Source organism: Psychrobacter sp. 28M-43 (assembly GCF_014770435.1).
GTDB lineage: Bacteria > Pseudomonadota > Gammaproteobacteria > Pseudomonadales > Moraxellaceae > Psychrobacter.
The window spans coordinates 2678767-2696234 of the sequence record NZ_CP061739.1 but is presented as its reverse complement, the minus strand read 5'-3'; the positions used below and the strand labels follow the sequence as shown (position 1 = coordinate 2696234).

Genomic DNA, 17468 nt, shown 5'->3' with positions numbered 1-17468 from the left:
TTTATAGCGTTTTGCGCTATCTCATTTTGACCACATTCATTATCAACAATAAGATCACCCTATTATGAGCAATCCTAATACCGATACCAGCATTGATAGCAATGCGAAAACCAACCTGACCCAGTCGATCCAAGCGGCGCTAAGCCAATTAGAGAGCGCCTATAATCCTGCGGAAGTCGAAGCAGGTATGTATCAAGGTTGGGAAGAAAGCGGCTATTTTCAGCCGACTTTTGACAAAGACGAGTCGTTTTCTATCGCGCTGCCACCGCCAAACGTCACTGGCTCGCTACATATGGGTCACGGTTTTAACAACGCTATTATGGATGCGCTTACCCGTTATCACCGCATGGACGGCGATAATACGCTGTGGCAACCAGGTACGGATCATGCGGGTATCGCGACCCAGATGGTTGTTGAGCGTCGTCTGGAAGCGCAAGGTATCAAGCGCCGTGATATGACGCGTGCAGACTTTATCGATAAAGTATGGGAATGGAAAGAAGAGTCGGGCGGCAATATCACCAGCCAAATTCGCCGTTTGGGCAGCTCAGTTGACTGGTCGCGTGAGCGCTTTACCATGGATGATGGTCTGTCTAACGCAGTAAAAGAAGTGTTCGTACGCCTGTTCGACGATGGTTTAATTTATCGTGGTAAGCGTCTAGTCAACTGGGATCCAAAGTTCCAAACCGCGCTATCTGATTTAGAAGTAGAAAACCACGACGAAAAAGGTAGTCTATGGCATTTTCGCTATCATTTCACCGATACAGACCTAACGACTCAAGATGGTAAAAACTATCTAGTCGTAGCCACCACGCGTCCTGAAACGCTTCTTGGTGATACCGCTGTCGCAGTTAATCCTAGCGATGAGCGCTACGCACACTTGGTCGGAAAAACCATTACCTTGCCAATCACGGGCCGTGTCGTGCCTATCGTCGCTGATGATTATGTCGAAAAAGACTTCGGTACAGGTTGTGTCAAAATTACTCCAGCGCATGATTTTAACGACTATGAATTGGGTCGTCGTCATAGCTTGCCATTGATTAATATCCTTGATGAGCGCGCCAATATCTTGCCAGCGATGGAAGTCTACCCTGATTTGCAAACACGTGAGCCAGAGTTAGAGACCACGCCGAGCGAGTACGCAGGACTTGAGCGTTTTGCTGCGCGTAAGTTCCTTGTAGAGCAAGCAGGCGAGCAGGGCTGGCTAGAAGATATCGAAGACTATGCACTAAAAGCTCCGCGTGCTGAGCGTGGTGGCACGATCGTTGAGCCGTGGTTGACCGATCAGTGGTATGTCGCAGTTAAAGAGCTTGCCAAGCCTGCGATTGACGCAGTAGAAGACGGCAGCATTGAGTTCGTCCCTGCACAGTACAAAAACATGTATATGGCGTGGATGACCGATCTACAAGACTGGTGTATCAGCCGTCAGCTGTGGTGGGGTCATCGTATCCCTGCATGGTATGACGATGCGACAGGTGAAATCTATGTCGCCCGTGACGAAAGCGAGGTACGTAGTAAGTACAATCTAAGCGACGATGTAAAACTGCGCCAAGATGATGATGTGCTCGATACGTGGTTCAGCTCTGGTCTATGGACGTTCAGTACGCTTGACTGGGCAGACGTCAACGCCGATCCACGCGTGATGGACACTTTCCACCCGACCAGCGTATTGGTGACAGGTTTTGATATTATCTTCTTTTGGGTAGCCCGCATGATCATGATGACCATGCACTTCGTGAAAAACGAAGATGGCACGCCGCAAGTACCGTTTAAGACCGTCTATGTGCATGGTCTAGTACGTGATGGCAATGGTCAAAAAATGTCAAAATCAAAAGGTAATGTCTTAGATCCGATCGACCTTATCGACGGTATTGAGCTAGAAGCGTTGGTCGAAAAACGCACTAGCAATATGATGAACCCAAAAGACGCGGCCAAAATCGAAAAGCAAACGCGTAAAGAGTTCCCAGAGGGTATCCCAGCGTATGGTACGGATGCACTGCGCTTTACCTTTACCTCACTAGCCAGTACTGGTCGCGATATCAACTTTGATCTAAAGCGTGTCGAGGGCTATCGTAATTTCTGTAATAAAATCTGGAACGCTAGCCGTTTTGTCCTCATGAACTGTGTCGATGGTGACAGCAACGCCAAGCCTATCGACCAAACGGCAAACCCTGATGTATGGGAGTTACCAGAAAAATGGATCATGAGTCGTCTAAACTCTAGCATCAAAGACATTCATCAGCATTTCGCTCAGTATCGTCTCGATATGGTCAGCCAAGATATCTATGAGTTTATCTGGAATGAGTACTGTGATTGGTACGTTGAGCTTGCCAAAGCCAGTCTAAATGATGACTCAGTGTCTGATGAGCGTAAAGCGCAAATCCGCTATGTACTACTGCACGTACTAGAGACTGCGCTACGTTTCACCCATCCAATCATGCCGTATCTGACTGAGCAAATCTGGCAGACCATCGCACCGCTACTAGGTCGCAAAAACACCGACAGCATCGTGGTTGCTGACTATCCACAGACCGATGCCAGCCAAATCAGTGAGCAGACCGAAGCGGATATGGCATGGCTACAGGAGCTAATCGCGAGCGTCCGTAACATCCGTGGTGAGATGAAACTGGGCAATGCGGTACGTCTGCCAGTGCTCCTACAAAACGTCTCTAGCGACGAAGAAGCGCGTCTATCCCGTATCAAAAACCAGTTCAAAGCGCTTGCCAAAGTTGAGAGCTTAGAGATCGTCAAAGAAGGCGATGAAGTACCACTGTCATCATCAAGTATGGTCGGTCAGCTACGCGTACTCGTACCGATGAAAGGGCTAATCGATCCAACGGCTGAGCTGGCGCGTCTGGACAAAGCACATGAAAAGTTACAAAAGCAAGCCGATGGTATCGCGCGTAAGCTAGGTAATGAAGGCTTTGTCAGTAAAGCACCTGCGGAAGTGGTCGATGCTGAGAAGGCGAAATTGGCTGAGCTAGAAGGGCAGTTGACCGCGATGACGGCGCAGATGGAGCAGTTGAAAGCGTTGTAATTTGAAAGTAGATATCTATAGTAATAAAGAACGCTGTCACATTTGTGATGGCGTTTTTTATTGTCTACTGGTTAGTTCTCTAACTAACTTTTAGTTCTAATAAATACTAAATATTTGTGTGCTATTATCACACTGCTTTAGAGTGCGATTTTTTGATCAGATATAATGCAATAGTAAGATATTCCCGACGAAATATAGAGGTGATAGAGTATGTTTATTAAAAGTATTAGCATTAAAAAGCTGTTTGGATTGTTCGACTATAATCTTGATTTTAAAGATGAAATTAATATTATTACTGCACCAAATGGATATGGTAAAACTATATGTCTTAAAATAATACATTCACTATTTACTTATGACTACCTATACTATTTTAGTCTAGATTTTTCTGAAATTATTTTTGAAACAGAATCTGGGACTCTTAAGATATCTAAAGAGATATTTGCAAAAGAAGCTAAGAAAAAAAATGTATTTATTCAACAACAGTTATTAGATGATGATTTTTTCTACTTCGAAAACAGTATAATTGATGAAAATGATCAAGATAATGAAATTAATAATGTCTTTAATTTACGATTTAATTTTAATGGGTATGAGCATACTTTAAGTGAGAGTAAGTTCAAAAGACAGCTTACAAGTATTTTTTCTGAGATACCTAACTTACGAAAAGCAGGCCCAAATGAGTGGGTAAATATTAAAACTAGAGAAGTTTCAGGATTTGAGCAATTACTTAAAGATCTTGACTTAACAAGACCAATTAGAAGTTCTTTACCTGAATGGTTAGGTAACTTCTCTGCAAACCACACAAGTTATTTTATTCAAGATCAAAGATTATTGAAACGTATTAATAAGTCACCTCATAAAAACCTTAATTCTTATGTACAAGCAATTGATACTTATGCAAAAGAGTTAAAAAATCATCTAGTCCAATCTAGTTTAGATTTCTCAGTAGTTTCTCAGGATTTGGACTCGTCCTTTCCACAAAGACTGTTAGCTAAAAAAAATAATAGTCAAGATATTACTAAAGAAGAAATCGTCGAAGAACTTAATAAAATTCAAAGAAACCGTGAAAATTTAAAGAGGTTTGATATTCTTCCAAAGAATACTAGTGTGGATAAATTAATTACAGCTAATAATATTGATGATATTTATGTTTCTGTTCTTAATTTATATCTTAATGATACCAAATTAAAATTACAAAAGTTTGATGATATTTATAAAAAGATAAATTTATTTTCTAGTATTCTAAATACTAAATTGTCTTTTAAGAAAATCAAGATTGACTCAGAAAAGGGTTTTTATTTTGTTCGGCAGATCGAAGGTAAAATCGATAATGGAAAAGAAAATATACTGAATCTATCTCAACTTTCTTCAGGAGAACAACATCAGGTTGTCCTTATTTATGAGCTTATTTTTAATACGAAAGAGCATAGTATTGTCTTGATAGATGAACCTGAGATTTCTTTACATGTTGTATGGCAAGAGCAATTTCTTGATGATTTAAAAATGATTACTGAAATGAATAATGCTAAAGCGGTGATTGCTACGCACTCACCACAAATTATTGGTGATTATTGGGATTTAGTCATGGATTTAGAAGAAATCAGAAGACTTAGCATTTAAGGTGTCACAAATGAGTTCGATTCAAGAAGCATCAAATAAACCTAGGAATATCATTAATTCTATCTTAATGAGCTTTAATCACCCTGATGGTAAGAAAAATAATTTAATAATTGAAGGGAAGACAGATGTAAAATTATTCAAAAATTTTATCAATGAAGAAGAGGTGAAAATTAGATCTGTGACAGGTAAAGATAATGTTTTAAAGGTGATGAGTGGTTTCCCAATTGAAAAAAAGAATTTTATTCATGCTGTAGCTGATGCTGATTTTGATCATATACTTGATAAGAAAACTGAAAGAGAGATTAATAAAGTTTATCTTACAGATTTTCATGATATGGAAATTATAATGATATCATCAGAGTCTTTTGATAGAGTTTTTAATGAATATAAGAACCATTCAATTGAAGAGAGCTTAATTGATGTTGCAAGATTAAAGTCAACTATTTTTGAGGTTTGTAAGAAAATAGGTGAAATAAGATATTTAAATTATGTGAATAATTACGATCTGAAGTTTAAAAATATAAGCTATGATGATTGTATTGAGTATGATAATAATAAATTAACTTTAGATACAGATGCTTTGATATATAAACTAATCCATCGTTCAGATAGTAGTAATATTGGTATTGATGTATTGAAGAAAAAGCTAATAGAGTTGGATGGTAGTAATTTTCAGTTGGAACAAATATGTTGCGGCCATGATTTCACTAAGTTGTTAGCTATATTTTTAAAGAATTCAAATGAATTTGAAGGAAAAAATCATAGCTCTGATAAAATAGAGAGTAGTTTAAGGCTTTCGTTTTCTATTGATATATTTAGATCATTCGAGTTGTACACGAAGTTATATCATTTGGGGATGATGAAGCTTTAAAATTATGATTTTTAAAAAAATATTCAAAATATAATCGTATGTAATATTTATTATCCGGAATATAGCTCATATAAGATGAAAGATGCACCATCTTGCAATGTGATAGGGGTTTTAACATCAGTAATTAGTCTATTATCTTCAAAGGAATAACACTTTAACGTAAGGAACACCATGAACCATCTCACCGTCGGACAACGCGCGCCTCTAAGCAACCTTGCTATTGACGATACCGCACCCATCACGCTCAAATTCACTCGTCAAAGCCCAATCGAGATGGACATCAGCTGCTTTGCCTTAGACGCAGCGGGCAAACTGATCAATGATGATTACATGGTGTTTTATAATCAGCCAACCTCACCATGTGGGCAAATCAAGCTCACCCATTATGAGTCACAGCCAACATCCTCTAGCAGCATCCAAGCCGAGTTTGAAGTTAACTTATCCAAACTGGCTGCGAATATAGACAGCTTGTTTTTTGTATTATCAGCTGACACGCCGCTTAATCAAATTCAGTCATTAGAGATTGGCATTTGGCAGCAGTCGCAAAAAGTACAGGCAGCGTATCAAGCAGCAGACTTTGCCCAGCAGCAAGCCAGTATGCTCATGCAGCTGTATCGTAAGGGTGGCGTTTGGCGAGTATCTAACGTTGCGCAAGGCTTTAATGGTGGACTTGCCGCCATAGTGCAGCATTTCGGTGGTGACGTAGAAGAGAGTAGCTCTACAGTAGAAGAGACCGTAGCGCCAGTTCAAGCAAAACCGTCGTTAGAAAAGGTCATGCTAGACAAAGCGCCAAAACTGGTCAATCTGGCTAAAAAAGCCACGATATCGCTTGAAAAACGCCAATTGCAGCAATTGACCGCAAAGGTAGCATTGGTGTTAGATGCCTCAGGCTCAATGAACAGACAGTACAAAAAAGGCCGCGTGCAAGAGGTAGTCAATCGCATATTACCATTGGCAGTGAGCTTCGATGACGACCAAGCGCTAGACTGCTGGGCGTTTGCCCGAGATCCGCAGTATTTGGGTGAGATTGGGCTGAGCAACTATGACGGTTTTATTAACAATGCTCATGGCGGTTGGCGCAAATGGGCACTTGGCCCGCGCATCAATAACGAAGCAGAGGTCATGAAAGCCGTGACGGAGTTTTACCAAAAGGACGGTTTAGATGTGCCTATCTACGTGCTATTTATCAGTGATGGCGGGGTGAATGACAATCGCGGTATCACAAGAGTCATGACGGAAGCGGCGAAACTGCCGATATTTTGGCAGTTCGTGGGCTTAGGTGGTCGTGGTTATGGCATCCTAAAAAAACTAGACGACATGACAGGGCGCGTGATTGATAATTGCGACTTTTTTGAACTCGATGATTTGGATGATATCAGCGAAGAAGCGTTGTATGAAAACATGCTAGAAGAGTTCCCAATGTGGCTAAAAGAAGCCAAGCAACTTGGTATAGTCAATTCACTATAAAAATATTACTGCGCTAACCTCACTATTCGATTACAGCTAAATAAAAAACCGCCACAGTAAATGCCATGGCGGTTTTTTGTTATTTAAAATATCTTAACTGCTAAAATCTCTATAGCGCCCACAGCGATTGATACTGCTCATCAGTCAAGGTCACGATATCGATTTCGGCTAGCATCTCACGCAGCTTTTCCCACTTATTTGCATCAGGCTTGATCGGCGTGATCAATCTACCTAGCGTATTATCAATAATCGCATCCATCAGCGTATCTGCTTCGGTTTTACTATAGTCGTAATACATACGGTGGGCGGTGGCTGGCTCATTTTTACACAGCTCTGTCATCTGGTTGGTCACTTGAATAAAGGTATTTATCGCGTCTTTTTTTGCACTATAGATATCCTCAGTCGTGAGGATTTCTAACGCTGAAAAGTTCGGATAAGGTGACAGGTGTTGATCGATAAACGTAAACTCTAAACCCTCATGATTCGCTTCAACACCCTCAAAGTTATAAAAGCATAGCCATGCACCATCTAGGCTTGGGTCTTCTTGCAGGTTTTTTATATGATAAAAGTCTTTTTGTACAAAGCTCACATTATCACGGCTGATACTAAAGCCATTTTTCTTGGCATAGCGAGCCAATATCTCAAAGCCAATACGATTGGTTTTTTCTTCAGCAGCAGGGGTGCAGATGCGGATTGGCTGATTGTTTTTTAGCTTGTCCATGCTAGCGCGTTGCATCAATATGCCGCCATCGGTCTCAAAAAAGCAGCCTAGCGCACGTAGATTAGGCGCGTAATGCTCAAACAGATGGATAGGCTCATTGACATGCAGATCGATGCTTTGGTTCTGTAATTCGGCAAAGCCATCATAGTGGTCATCTGGTTCGATAATGGTGATATTAAGCCCTGCCTGCTCATACGCCCCCGTGGTCACACCAGCGATAAAGGGCAGATGATCAGGGTTTAAAAACCATTCGAGGGTCAGAGTAAGTTTGGTAGTCGGCTGCATGGTTGTTTCCTTTTTGATTATGGAAAACAATCAGACTGATACGATTAAGTAAAACAAGAAAGGCCAAATAAGAAAAGTGAAGCCTCGATGCTAACTGTCAGATGCTCGGCGTTTGATATGGTTATCATTACCAGTACATCATATCTATAGACTGCTCTTATTTATAGACCTCTGAGGGCGTGTCACGCTTGTTTCCTACGTCAGTGCTAACTGCTTCAGGTTCACGGGTATGTCTCAGCGATGATGTGGGCTGTGTCTACAGCGTTAAATCAAAGCACCCCGACAAGATTGATTGGTATTGCATTATTTTTGATCAGTACTGCTAATGAATCCGTACTGTGAATGGCTATTATCGATAGCTACTGCGTCATCATAGACGACTTACAAGACGTGATGCAAGCGTATCGGGAATGAGGATGGTAGGTGATGACTGATGTTCGATAATCGCTCTTTATAACAGTTTTCATTTGTGACGGCTTTTTATAAGCGCTTTCAATCGACGTATTAATAAAAGAGTGCAGCATTTATTATTGGTACTTACCCAATTACTAACCAAACATACCTATCAATAGCAAAAACCTTATATAAATAGTCTTGTGCGCAGACGGGCGATATTGCATGATTAGCCTTCTATGCCGCTGCTTACATAATAGGCGCTACTCTAGACAATCGACATTTGGCATAACTGACAACTTACACGACCGACAATTTATATGACCGATAATAAAAAAGCGTTCTATTACCGACCTAAGACCGATCAATCCAACAGCCCAATGCTGCGTTGGACCTTTGTGACGCTTGGTTGGCTGTTTTTTATCTTGGGTATTATCGGTATATTGTTGCCAGTGATGCCCACCGCGCCTTTTATCTTGCTAGCAGCAGGTTGCTGGGCACGTAGTTCTCGACGCTTTCATTTTTGGCTGATTAATCATAAATACTTTGGCAAATTCGTCCGTGATTGGGAAGAAAACCATGCCGTTCCGCTTTATGCCAAGTGTTTAGCGACGGTTATGATGGCAGCATCAACAATTATGTTATTTTATCGTTTACCTGCCGATATGATGTGGATGGCATGGGCGGTAGCCGCTGTCTGTAGTGGGGTAGCGATATATTTGTTTCGTTTACCAAATGCCTAAATCCGTTGCAATTTGTGCCAAAATCAGCCAATAAACGGCTCTGGTTACACGAAACATGAGATAAGACTTGCGATACTAGGATGTACCCCTTATAATACGCCCAAGCTTAAGAGCAGTTCTGCACCAAATCATTACCTCGTAGTATTAGTTATAATCCTTCGTTTTAATATTTATCGTTCAGTAGCTATTTGCAAGCGTTACCGGTCACTAGACCATTAATAAATTTAAAAGTAGGATTATACTATGTCAGACGTTCAAAAAGGTACAGTTAAGTGGTTCAACGAAGCTAAAGGCTTTGGTTTTATCGCTCCAGAAACTGGCGCAGACGTTTTTGCTCATTACAGCGAAATCACTGGTTCAGGTTTCAAAACTTTGGCTGAAGGCCAAGAAGTTGAGTTCACTGTAACTCAAGGCCAAAAAGGCCCACAAGCACATAACATCGTTGCTATCTAATTTGTCTTTATAGACAGATAGATGAATAGATGTAGAAAAGCGAACCTTCGGGTTCGTTTTTTTTCGTCTGCTATTTAGTATTTAGAGACTTGGTATTTACAGTATTAGTGTTTAGAGCATTAGTACTTAAGAGATTGGTATCTAAGACACTGGTATTAAAATTAGTACTAATCAAATATTAAAGGTTTTGGCTAATCATATTAGACCGCGACCAATGCAAAAAGGCCTCCGACCATGATAGTTGGAGGCCTTTTATATTGTGCAATGAAGTAATAAGCTAAAAATGAACAGTCGAATTATTATATAAAGCTAATGCCAATATTAATCAAACCACCGCCTAGTATTAACCAGCCAAACATAATAGCACCCAAAATAAGCGGTCTAACGCCAGCTTGCTTGATCGCATTTAGATGAGTGGTCAGACCTAATGCAAACATAGCCATCGTAAGTAGTACATCATCTAGCATCACCATACTGCGTACGATACTCTCAGACATCGGCACCCATGTATGTATCAACACAATGCCGATAAAGATAAACGCAAACCATGGCACTTTAACTTGTTTAACACGAGTCATAAATGAGGCTGTTTCGTTTTTTCTGCTTTTATCTTCTATAGCGGTATTATTTACGGTGCGCTCTTTGGTTAGCGCAAAAGACAACACGAGTAAGAAAGGCGCGAGCATCATAACGCGTATCATCTTGGTCACGACAGCGGTATCGCCAATCTCAGTATTGATTGCATTGCCCGCGACCACGACTTGTGCGACCTCATGTACGGTTGAGCCAGTGTACATGCCGTATTGCTGGGCGCTTAGCCAAGGTTGTAACCAACCAAGATGATATAAAAAAGGATACAGTAGCATCGCGATAGTGCCAAAAACCACCACGGTTGCCACTGCAATAGTGACCTTGTGAGCTTGCGCGTTGACCACAGGCTCTGCGGCGATAACGGCAGCAGCACCGCAAATACTTGCCCCTGAGCCAATCAAGATAACCGTTTCTTTATCGACTTTTAACCATCTAGTACCTAACCAATAGGTCAGTAAAAAGGTTGATGTCAGTACGAGCGCATCAGTCATAATCGCTGGCATACCGACGCTCGCAACTTGCGTCATGGTTAGCTTAAATCCATAGAACATAATCGCAAGTCGCAATATCTGACCCTTTGCAAAGCAAACGCCACCGTTTAAACGTTCAGCGAATTTAGGATAGATGGTATTGCCTAATATCATGCCTAGCAAAATCGCTAGCGTTAGAGAGGACAATCCAACGATACGCCCGTTTGACCAGATATCCAAACTGCTGTCCAACCATAAGCAAAACAAACTACCAATCAGAACAATTACCAATCCCGTCAAGTGACGGTGATTGGGGGTGTAGTTATGAACGGAGTTGCTGACCGATTGGACGAGTGTGTGCATGACGCGGCATCCTCTTACTTATATTAAGATAAGCATAAGCTTATGAATAGACAGTATATGCCCGCTACATTTATAATAAAAACAGATTAATAAGATATAAGCTATCGATTTTTTAGGTTAGTGTTAATGATAGAAGTCGATGTACCGTGCATGAGAAGCAAAAAAAGATATGCATATTGAACAAGACAAGCTAAAAACTGACATAAAGCAACATAGGCATTATCAACATTATGAAAAAATCAGTGCAGACAGTGCCAAAGATTACGCTTAAGCAGCTTGCTGTTTTTGTCAGTATTTATCAGACAGGTAGCACCAGTCGCGCCAGTGAGGAGCTGCATTTATCACAATCAGCGGTCAGTAGCGCACTGACAGAGTTAGAGTCTAGACTACAGATGCCGCTGTTTGAGCGCGTCGGTCGCAGGCTCAATCAACACCCTAATGCCCATCCTATTTATATACAGGCACAGGCGATTTTGGGTCAGTCGCTCACGTTAGAGCATTATCATCAATATCAAGCCGGACAGATTCACATCGGTGCTAGTACCACTATCGGTAATTACGTGCTGCCACCTTTACTTGGCAAGCTATATGAAGCGCTACCCGATGCCAACGTTGATATGTATATTGCCAATACGCAAGAAGTGGTAAGCGAGGTTGAGCAACTAAATATCGATATCGCGCTGGTAGAAGGAATGCCGCGTCCGGTAGATATGAAAGCTATTGAGCAGCGTGAATGGCGTACCGATACGCTGATGATATTTGCCAAGCGTGATAGCAAATGGCTAAAGAATGTGGCTACCTATAGCCAAGATGAGGACTGCTATCAGCTGACCATTAATCAGCTAGCGCAATTACCGTTACTGGTACGTGAGGCAGGGTCAGGCACACGGCAGATTATCGACGAGCAATTGCTTAAGTATCTACCTAATGCAGAAGTGGTAAAGGCGATACATCAATCTGAGGCCATTAAGCACATGGTAAGTGCAGATATTGGTCTTGGTTGTCTATCGCAGCATGTGATTGAGACGGAATTGGCAACAGGTGAGCTGGTACAAGTGAACGTGGCGGGAATTGATTTATCAAGGACATGGTGGCTGGTCTGGCATAAAGCCCGTCACCAAAGCCCCATTTGGCAAACCTTTATAGATATTATTCAACAAGATTAAGCGATGACTCTAAAAACTATCAGCCATAAAAAAGCGCAGCGTTGAAAGTGACGCTGCGCTTTTTTGTTTAGGATATGCTCTAGATAATATAAGACAATCAAAGCATATTGTTATGCTGAAACAGGTTTGTCCAGTCGCACCACAAAGCTATCGCAAGGTACATTGGGCAGGATATTATCTGCTGTCGCGCCACTGATCCATGCAGCGATACCGGTACGCTTATGACGACCGATGACCAATAGATCGACATCGTGTTTATGGCAGTAGCTGACGATACCTTCACTGCTAGAAATGGCGGTCGTGACTTCCGACGTTGCTGCATTTAGCTGATTGCGTTCAAGGAATTGCGCCAGCTTTGCGCGTGCTTCTTGGCAGCGTTCATCATCAATCTCATCGTATAAACTAGAGGCAGGCACCAGCTCATAGCCAAAGCCAACCATGGTGTCTTTGACAATATGCAAAACAGATAGCTTAGAGCCTGGACGGTTTTCAACGATGCGCTTGGCCTTTTGGGCGACTATATCTGCATCAGAGAGTAAGTCGGTGACCAGTAAAATATGTTCGTAACTCATAGCGTCTTCCTCATGTCAGATAGTATTTACTATAGCACTACTCTAGGGCGCTGTTAAGTAAAGCTTGTCGTCTTTAGCAGCGGATGAGAGCGATGCCAATTATTCCAAGACAGGCTGATCAAGCTTCACCACTAAGCTGTCGCAAGGGACATTTGGCAAGATACTATCGGCAGTGGCTCCTACTAACCAAGCAGCGATACCATGGCGCTCATGGCGTCCAATGATAAGTAAGTCGACGTCTTTTTCACGGCAATAGTTAATAATACCTTTGCTATTAGAGATGGCAGCGGTGACCTCAGAGTTGATTGCTTCTAGCTCGTTGCGTGCCAAAAATCGCGCCAGCTTAGCCCGTGCTTCTTGCCACTTTTCACTATCGACATCACCCGAGAGGCTAGAGGCAGGCACGAGCTCATAACCGAAGCGCACCATGTCATCTTTAACTATATGCAAGACAGACAGTCTGGCTTCAGGAGAGCCTGCGAGGATACGCTTGGCTTTTAGCGCCACTTTGTCCGCATCGGATAGTAAGTCAGTGACCAGTAGAACGTGTTGGTAGCTCATAAGATACTCCACTCCTGTTAATAGTTAACTTTATAGTAGCAGTGCAAATCACCTTTGTTAAGTAATAAATCCATAATAAAATTGTGGGTATTTATAGATTTGTAACTATAAGGCTCTGATAGCTAAAGTTGATAGCCGTGTAGATTATGTGGTGGATTATTGCATGACTGCTGCCTTGACTTATCCATGTTGCAGCCCCACTAATAGCGCTAAGCCAACTCTTTTTTAGCCAATTTATTACTCTATTTTCCCTGACAGTCAGGGCACTATACGCATGATAAGCGATAAGGATAACTATGACGGACACGCCATTTACTGCTGATTTAACCTTGCATCCAGCATTTGAGCTGATTGAGCATCGCCATATTGAGGCGCTATCGATGGATGTGCTGATCAGTCAGCATGTAAAAACAGGAGCGATGCATTATCATCTGGCCCATCCAAGTGATGAAAATGCGTTTTTGGTCGGTTTTCGCACCCAGCCAATGGATTCAAAAGGCGAGGCACATGTCTTAGAGCACGTGGCACTATGTGGTTCGAACAAGTTCCCAGTACGTGATCCGTTCTTTTCAATGATTAAACGCTCATTAAACACGTTTATGAATGCGATGACCGCAGCTGATTGGACGGCCTATCCATACGCGACGCAAAACAAAAATGACTACTTTAATTTGCTCGCTGTCTATCTAGACGCCTCGTTTTTCCCGAATATCCATCCGCTCGATTTTGCCCAAGAAGGCATTCGCGTGGAGCTTGATGAAAATGACAAGCCGCAGTTTAAAGGTATCGTTTTTAATGAAATGAAAGGCGCGATGAGTGGCGAGATTGATCAGCTATATCATACGGTTGCTCATCATCTATTCCCAACGACGACCTATCATTATAATTCAGGCGGTGATCCTGCCGATATTCCTGACTTGACGCACACTGAGTTGACCGAGTTTCACCAGAGCCATTATCATCCGTCAAACAGTGTGATTATGAGCTTCGGTAATATCCCTGTTGCTGAAACGCAAGCGAAGATACACGAAGATGCTTTGATTCAGTTTGAAGCAGGCAAAAAGCATGTATCGCGTCCAGAGCAACGTTTGTCTGCACCAATCAGTGCGGTTGATACTTACACTGCTGACGAAGCAGGCCCAGATCAGACGCATCACGTGGTTGCTTGGTTACTACCATCAATTACCGATCCTAAGCAGCGTTTGGCACTACGTCTATTAGAAGGCGTATTGATTGAGCATGCAGGCTCGCCATTGCGTGCTTATCTTGACAGTCATCCACTAGGTAAAGCGCCAAGTCCACTATTGGGTCTTGATGACAGCCATTATGAAATGGTCTTTTATACGGGTCTACGCGGTTCTAACCCTGAGCACGCCGAAGCGGTAGAGCAAGGTATTATCGACTTGCTAACCGAAGTAGCCAATTCACCAGTTGATGATGAGACAATCGAAACCATTCTGCATCAGATTGAGATTGATCAGCGTCATATCGGCGGCGATAGCATTCCTTATGGTCTAAACCTTATGCTAGAGGGCTTTAGTACCGCCATTCATGACGGCAACCCTATCGATGTTTGGGAAGTAGACGAGCACCTACAGTGGCTACGTGAGCAAGTCGTTGATCCGCAATGGCTACCGAACTTGATTAAGACGCATCTATTGGACAATCAGCATCGTGTACGCGTAACGATGACGCCTGATAGCGAAAAAACAGCCCGTTTGGCAGCAGCTGAGCAGACTCGTTTGGATACTATCGCAATGGACTTGACTGCTGATGACAAAGCTATCTTGAAGCAACAAGCCTTAGATTTGGCTGCGCGTCAAGCTGCGCCAGATGATTTAAGCTTATTACCAAAAGTGGGTCTAGAAGACGTACCAACGGATATCAGCTTTAAAGAAGGCACCCAAAAGCAGGTGCGTCTGAGCGGGCAAGACAGCACGCTATTTGAGTATGAAGCTGGCACTAATGGCATTTACTACTATCAAGTGATTGTTCCACTCACTGAAGCAATTGGTAATGCGAGCGCAGATGAGCTACCAGTCAATGATGTAATCAATCATCCATTGTTGCCTATTTATTTAAGTCTATTGTCTGAGCTAGGTACTGACTCGCTTAGTGCTCATGAGATGCAAGCCAAGCAGGCCGCGCATTCTTCTGGTGTGACCGCTCGTATTAGTCAACGTACCAACGTTGATGACAGCCAAGAGATTAGCAGTTATTTTGTCGTGGCAACGCGTGCGCTGAATCGTAAGCCTGAAGCGATTGATTTACTCAAAGAAGTCATGGAACACAGTATCTTTTCTGAGCATGACCGTATCAAAGAAATCTTGCAACAGCGTCAAGCAGGTTGGCAGTCAAACCTTGCAGGGTCTGGTCACTCTTACGCCATGCAAACCGCCAGTCGCGGTATGAGTCGCCAAGCGCAGTTGGAATATGTGCGCAGCGGTTTACCAGCATTGAACGCACTTAAGGATTTCTTGGCACATGCTAGCACTGACGACGTGCAATGGGATCAACTGGCTACGAGCTTGATGGATTTACATCAACGTCTGATCAGTTTGCCTAAGCATGCCGTTATTATCTGTGAAGCAGAGCAAGCCGAACGCTTGAGTAGCTTAATCGTTGATAGCTGGAAAGACAGCCAAGCGACGACGGCTCCTAATGAGCTAACGAACGTGGCAGCAAATATCCCAAGTGAGTTTGCAAACCTGCAATTAGATACTGCGTTAAATGGTGCGACTGATACAGTCAAAGCATTAGAAAATGGGGCAGCGCTCGAGGCTGCAGATTTAGCATGGTTAGTACCAACCAATGTCTATCATAACGCTAGTGCTTATACTGTACCTGCTGCTGACCATCCTGATACCGCTGCACTCATGGTATTAGCGCCTTACTTACGTAACGGTTATTTGCACAGTGCGATTCGTGAGCGCGGCGGTGCCTATGGTGGCGGCGCAGGTTACGATGCCAACGCTTGTGCTTTTAAGTTCTTTAGCTATCGTGATCCACAATGCGCTGAGACCTTTGCTCACTTTGACGCCAGTATCGAATGGCTATTAAACGAGCCACAAACCGATGAGCAATTGGAAGAAGCTATCTTAGGTATTATCTCAGGTATGGATAAGCCGGGCTCTCCTGCAGGTGAGGCGATCAAAGCGTGCTTTGCAAACCTGCATCATCGCGGTGTTGACTGGCAGCGTAAAATGCGTGCGTCGATATTGGCCGTCACGGTCGCTGATTTGCAGCGCGTTGCTAAGCAATATCTGCAAGGGCAAAAGCATGTACGTGCAGTACTAGCGCCTTATGACAAAGAAGAGGCAGTAAAAGGCCTAGGCTTTGAAGTATGTAGAATTAAGAGCTAAGACAGTTAGGTTTGTTTTTGATTAGAAGTTAAGCACAAAAAAGCCAAGCATCATGCTTGGCTTTTTGCAGTTAGGTAATTGACTAATATCGTTTGATACTCAAATCTTTGCCAATTTTGTCTTGATGAATCGGAAATTCTGACAACTCGTTATATTGCTTACGATCAGCAAAGTAGCTTTTTAAAGTACGGCGAATGGCTTCAAACGCCAGTGTATCCCATGGGATATCTTCTTCGCTAAACAGTGCACAGTCGAGACTTTCTGAGCCAATACCATACGCGCCATCTTTTAGATCGGCCAGATAGATAGAGTAAATCTGCCCAATATCTGGCAAGTCATAAATGCAGTATAAATGCGGATTCAATACGATGGCATCTGCTTCTTCATAGCTCTCGCGTGCTGCGCCTTCAGCCATGGTCTCGCCATTTTCCATAAAACCTGCAGGTATCGTCCATAGCCCATATTGTGGCTCAATCGCTCGGCGGCAGAGTAGTACTCTATTTTCATGTACCACCAGCGAGCCACAGATAACTTTTGGGTTTTCGTAGTGGATATAGTGGCAATTGGGGCATACCAAACGCGGCATATTGTCCGTAGGTGGGATTTTTCGTTCTGCTTCATGACCGCATTGGAGGCAATAGCGCATATCAACTACCTTGTTATAAAAGTTATTGTGTATGATGTTTTTTATAGGTTATAAGACCTATATTCTGAAGTGCTGCTGTCGTCGTTTCGAGATAAGTTAGATACAAGGACGGTAAGGTAAGTGCGACAAGCAGTAAACTGAGTGAAC

At 42.7% G+C, this 17468-nt stretch carries 13 protein-coding genes; 8 read left to right on the top strand and 5 right to left on the bottom strand.

Annotated elements, in window-relative coordinates:
* Positions 1-64 precede the first annotated feature (64 nt).
* From IEE84_RS11290 to IEE84_RS11275, 4 genes are all read left to right on the top strand, one after another.
* On the top strand, positions 65-3034 hold the full coding sequence (locus IEE84_RS11290; RefSeq protein ID WP_191114234.1) for a valine--tRNA ligase: 2970 nt from the start codon (positions 65-67) through the stop codon (positions 3032-3034).
* A 210-nt stretch (positions 3035-3244) separates the two neighbouring features.
* Positions 3245-4657: an AAA family ATPase gene (locus tag IEE84_RS11285; protein ID WP_191114233.1), complete on the top strand. Its 1413-nt coding sequence runs from the start codon at positions 3245-3247 to the stop codon at positions 4655-4657.
* Between the two features lie 10 nt (positions 4658-4667).
* Positions 4668-5528: a hypothetical protein gene (locus IEE84_RS11280; RefSeq protein ID WP_191114232.1), complete on the top strand. Its 861-nt coding sequence runs from the start codon at positions 4668-4670 to the stop codon at positions 5526-5528.
* Between the two features lie 171 nt (positions 5529-5699).
* A complete protein-coding gene (locus IEE84_RS11275; protein ID WP_191114231.1) occupies positions 5700-6995 on the top strand; it encodes a VWA domain-containing protein in 1296 nt (431 codons plus the stop codon).
* A 109-nt stretch (positions 6996-7104) separates the two neighbouring features.
* Here IEE84_RS11275 and IEE84_RS11270 read toward each other — a convergent pair whose 3' ends face one another.
* On the bottom strand, positions 7105-8001 hold the full coding sequence (locus tag IEE84_RS11270; protein WP_191114230.1) for an ABC transporter substrate-binding protein: 897 nt from the start codon (positions 7999-8001) through the stop codon (positions 7105-7107).
* Positions 8002-8714: 713 nt separating this feature from the next.
* Between IEE84_RS11270 and IEE84_RS11265 the strand changes: the two genes are divergently transcribed.
* Together IEE84_RS11265 and IEE84_RS11260 are read left to right on the top strand one after the other, a co-directional pair.
* The gene (locus IEE84_RS11265; RefSeq protein ID WP_102094045.1) at positions 8715-9137 is read left to right on the top strand and encodes a YbaN family protein; all 423 of its coding nucleotides are present in this window, start codon (positions 8715-8717) and stop codon (positions 9135-9137) included.
* 243 nt (positions 9138-9380) lie between these two features.
* Positions 9381-9590 carry a cold-shock protein gene (locus IEE84_RS11260; protein WP_045453470.1) on the top strand — a complete coding sequence of 70 codons (210 nt, stop codon included), beginning with the start codon at positions 9381-9383 and terminating at the stop codon, positions 9588-9590.
* A gap of 299 nt (positions 9591-9889) precedes the next feature.
* On the opposite strand, the gene IEE84_RS11255 is transcribed toward IEE84_RS11260, so the two are convergent.
* On the bottom strand, positions 9890-11014 hold the full coding sequence (locus tag IEE84_RS11255; protein ID WP_191114229.1) for a YeiH family protein: 1125 nt from the start codon (positions 11012-11014) through the stop codon (positions 9890-9892).
* Positions 11015-11244: 230 nt separating this feature from the next.
* On the opposite strand from IEE84_RS11255, the gene IEE84_RS11250 reads away from it, so the two are divergent.
* Entirely contained in the window at positions 11245-12180 is a 936-nt protein-coding gene (locus tag IEE84_RS11250; protein WP_191114228.1) for a LysR substrate-binding domain-containing protein, read from the top strand.
* 110 nt (positions 12181-12290) lie between these two features.
* Here the strand turns inward: IEE84_RS11250 and IEE84_RS11245 are convergent, their stop codons facing one another.
* Together IEE84_RS11245 and IEE84_RS11240 are read right to left on the bottom strand one after the other, a co-directional pair.
* Positions 12291-12752, bottom strand: coding sequence for a universal stress protein (locus IEE84_RS11245; RefSeq protein WP_057761630.1), 462 nt, complete (start codon positions 12750-12752; stop codon positions 12291-12293).
* A gap of 99 nt (positions 12753-12851) precedes the next feature.
* Positions 12852-13313: a universal stress protein gene (locus IEE84_RS11240; protein WP_191114227.1), complete on the bottom strand. Its 462-nt coding sequence runs from the start codon at positions 13311-13313 to the stop codon at positions 12852-12854.
* Positions 13314-13609: 296 nt separating this feature from the next.
* On the opposite strand from IEE84_RS11240, the gene IEE84_RS11235 reads away from it, so the two are divergent.
* Complete coding sequence (locus tag IEE84_RS11235; RefSeq protein WP_191114226.1) at positions 13610-16675, top strand: insulinase family protein; 3066 nt, start codon at positions 13610-13612, stop codon at positions 16673-16675.
* Between the two features lie 82 nt (positions 16676-16757).
* On the opposite strand, the gene IEE84_RS11230 is transcribed toward IEE84_RS11235, so the two are convergent.
* Positions 16758-17321, bottom strand: coding sequence for an NUDIX hydrolase (locus tag IEE84_RS11230; protein ID WP_102091805.1), 564 nt, complete (start codon positions 17319-17321; stop codon positions 16758-16760).
* Positions 17322-17468: the final 147 nt, after the last annotated feature.

Coding starts and splice junctions, on each gene's coding strand:
- IEE84_RS11290 (WP_191114234.1), top strand. CDS start 65: ATGAGCAATCCTAATACCGATACCAGCATTGATAGCAATGCGAAAACC.
- IEE84_RS11285 (WP_191114233.1), top strand. CDS start 3,245: ATGTTTATTAAAAGTATTAGCATTAAAAAGCTGTTTGGATTGTTCGAC.
- IEE84_RS11280 (WP_191114232.1), top strand. CDS start 4,668: ATGAGTTCGATTCAAGAAGCATCAAATAAACCTAGGAATATCATTAAT.
- IEE84_RS11275 (WP_191114231.1), top strand. CDS start 5,700: ATGAACCATCTCACCGTCGGACAACGCGCGCCTCTAAGCAACCTTGCT.
- IEE84_RS11270 (WP_191114230.1), bottom strand. CDS start 8,001: ATGCAGCCGACTACCAAACTTACTCTGACCCTCGAATGGTTTTTAAAC.
- IEE84_RS11265 (WP_102094045.1), top strand. CDS start 8,715: ATGACCGATAATAAAAAAGCGTTCTATTACCGACCTAAGACCGATCAA.
- IEE84_RS11260 (WP_045453470.1), top strand. CDS start 9,381: ATGTCAGACGTTCAAAAAGGTACAGTTAAGTGGTTCAACGAAGCTAAA.
- IEE84_RS11255 (WP_191114229.1), bottom strand. CDS start 11,014: ATGCACACACTCGTCCAATCGGTCAGCAACTCCGTTCATAACTACACC.
- IEE84_RS11250 (WP_191114228.1), top strand. CDS start 11,245: ATGAAAAAATCAGTGCAGACAGTGCCAAAGATTACGCTTAAGCAGCTT.
- IEE84_RS11245 (WP_057761630.1), bottom strand. CDS start 12,752: ATGAGTTACGAACATATTTTACTGGTCACCGACTTACTCTCTGATGCA.
- IEE84_RS11240 (WP_191114227.1), bottom strand. CDS start 13,313: ATGAGCTACCAACACGTTCTACTGGTCACTGACTTACTATCCGATGCG.
- IEE84_RS11235 (WP_191114226.1), top strand. CDS start 13,610: ATGACGGACACGCCATTTACTGCTGATTTAACCTTGCATCCAGCATTT.
- IEE84_RS11230 (WP_102091805.1), bottom strand. CDS start 17,321: ATGCGCTATTGCCTCCAATGCGGTCATGAAGCAGAACGAAAAATCCCA.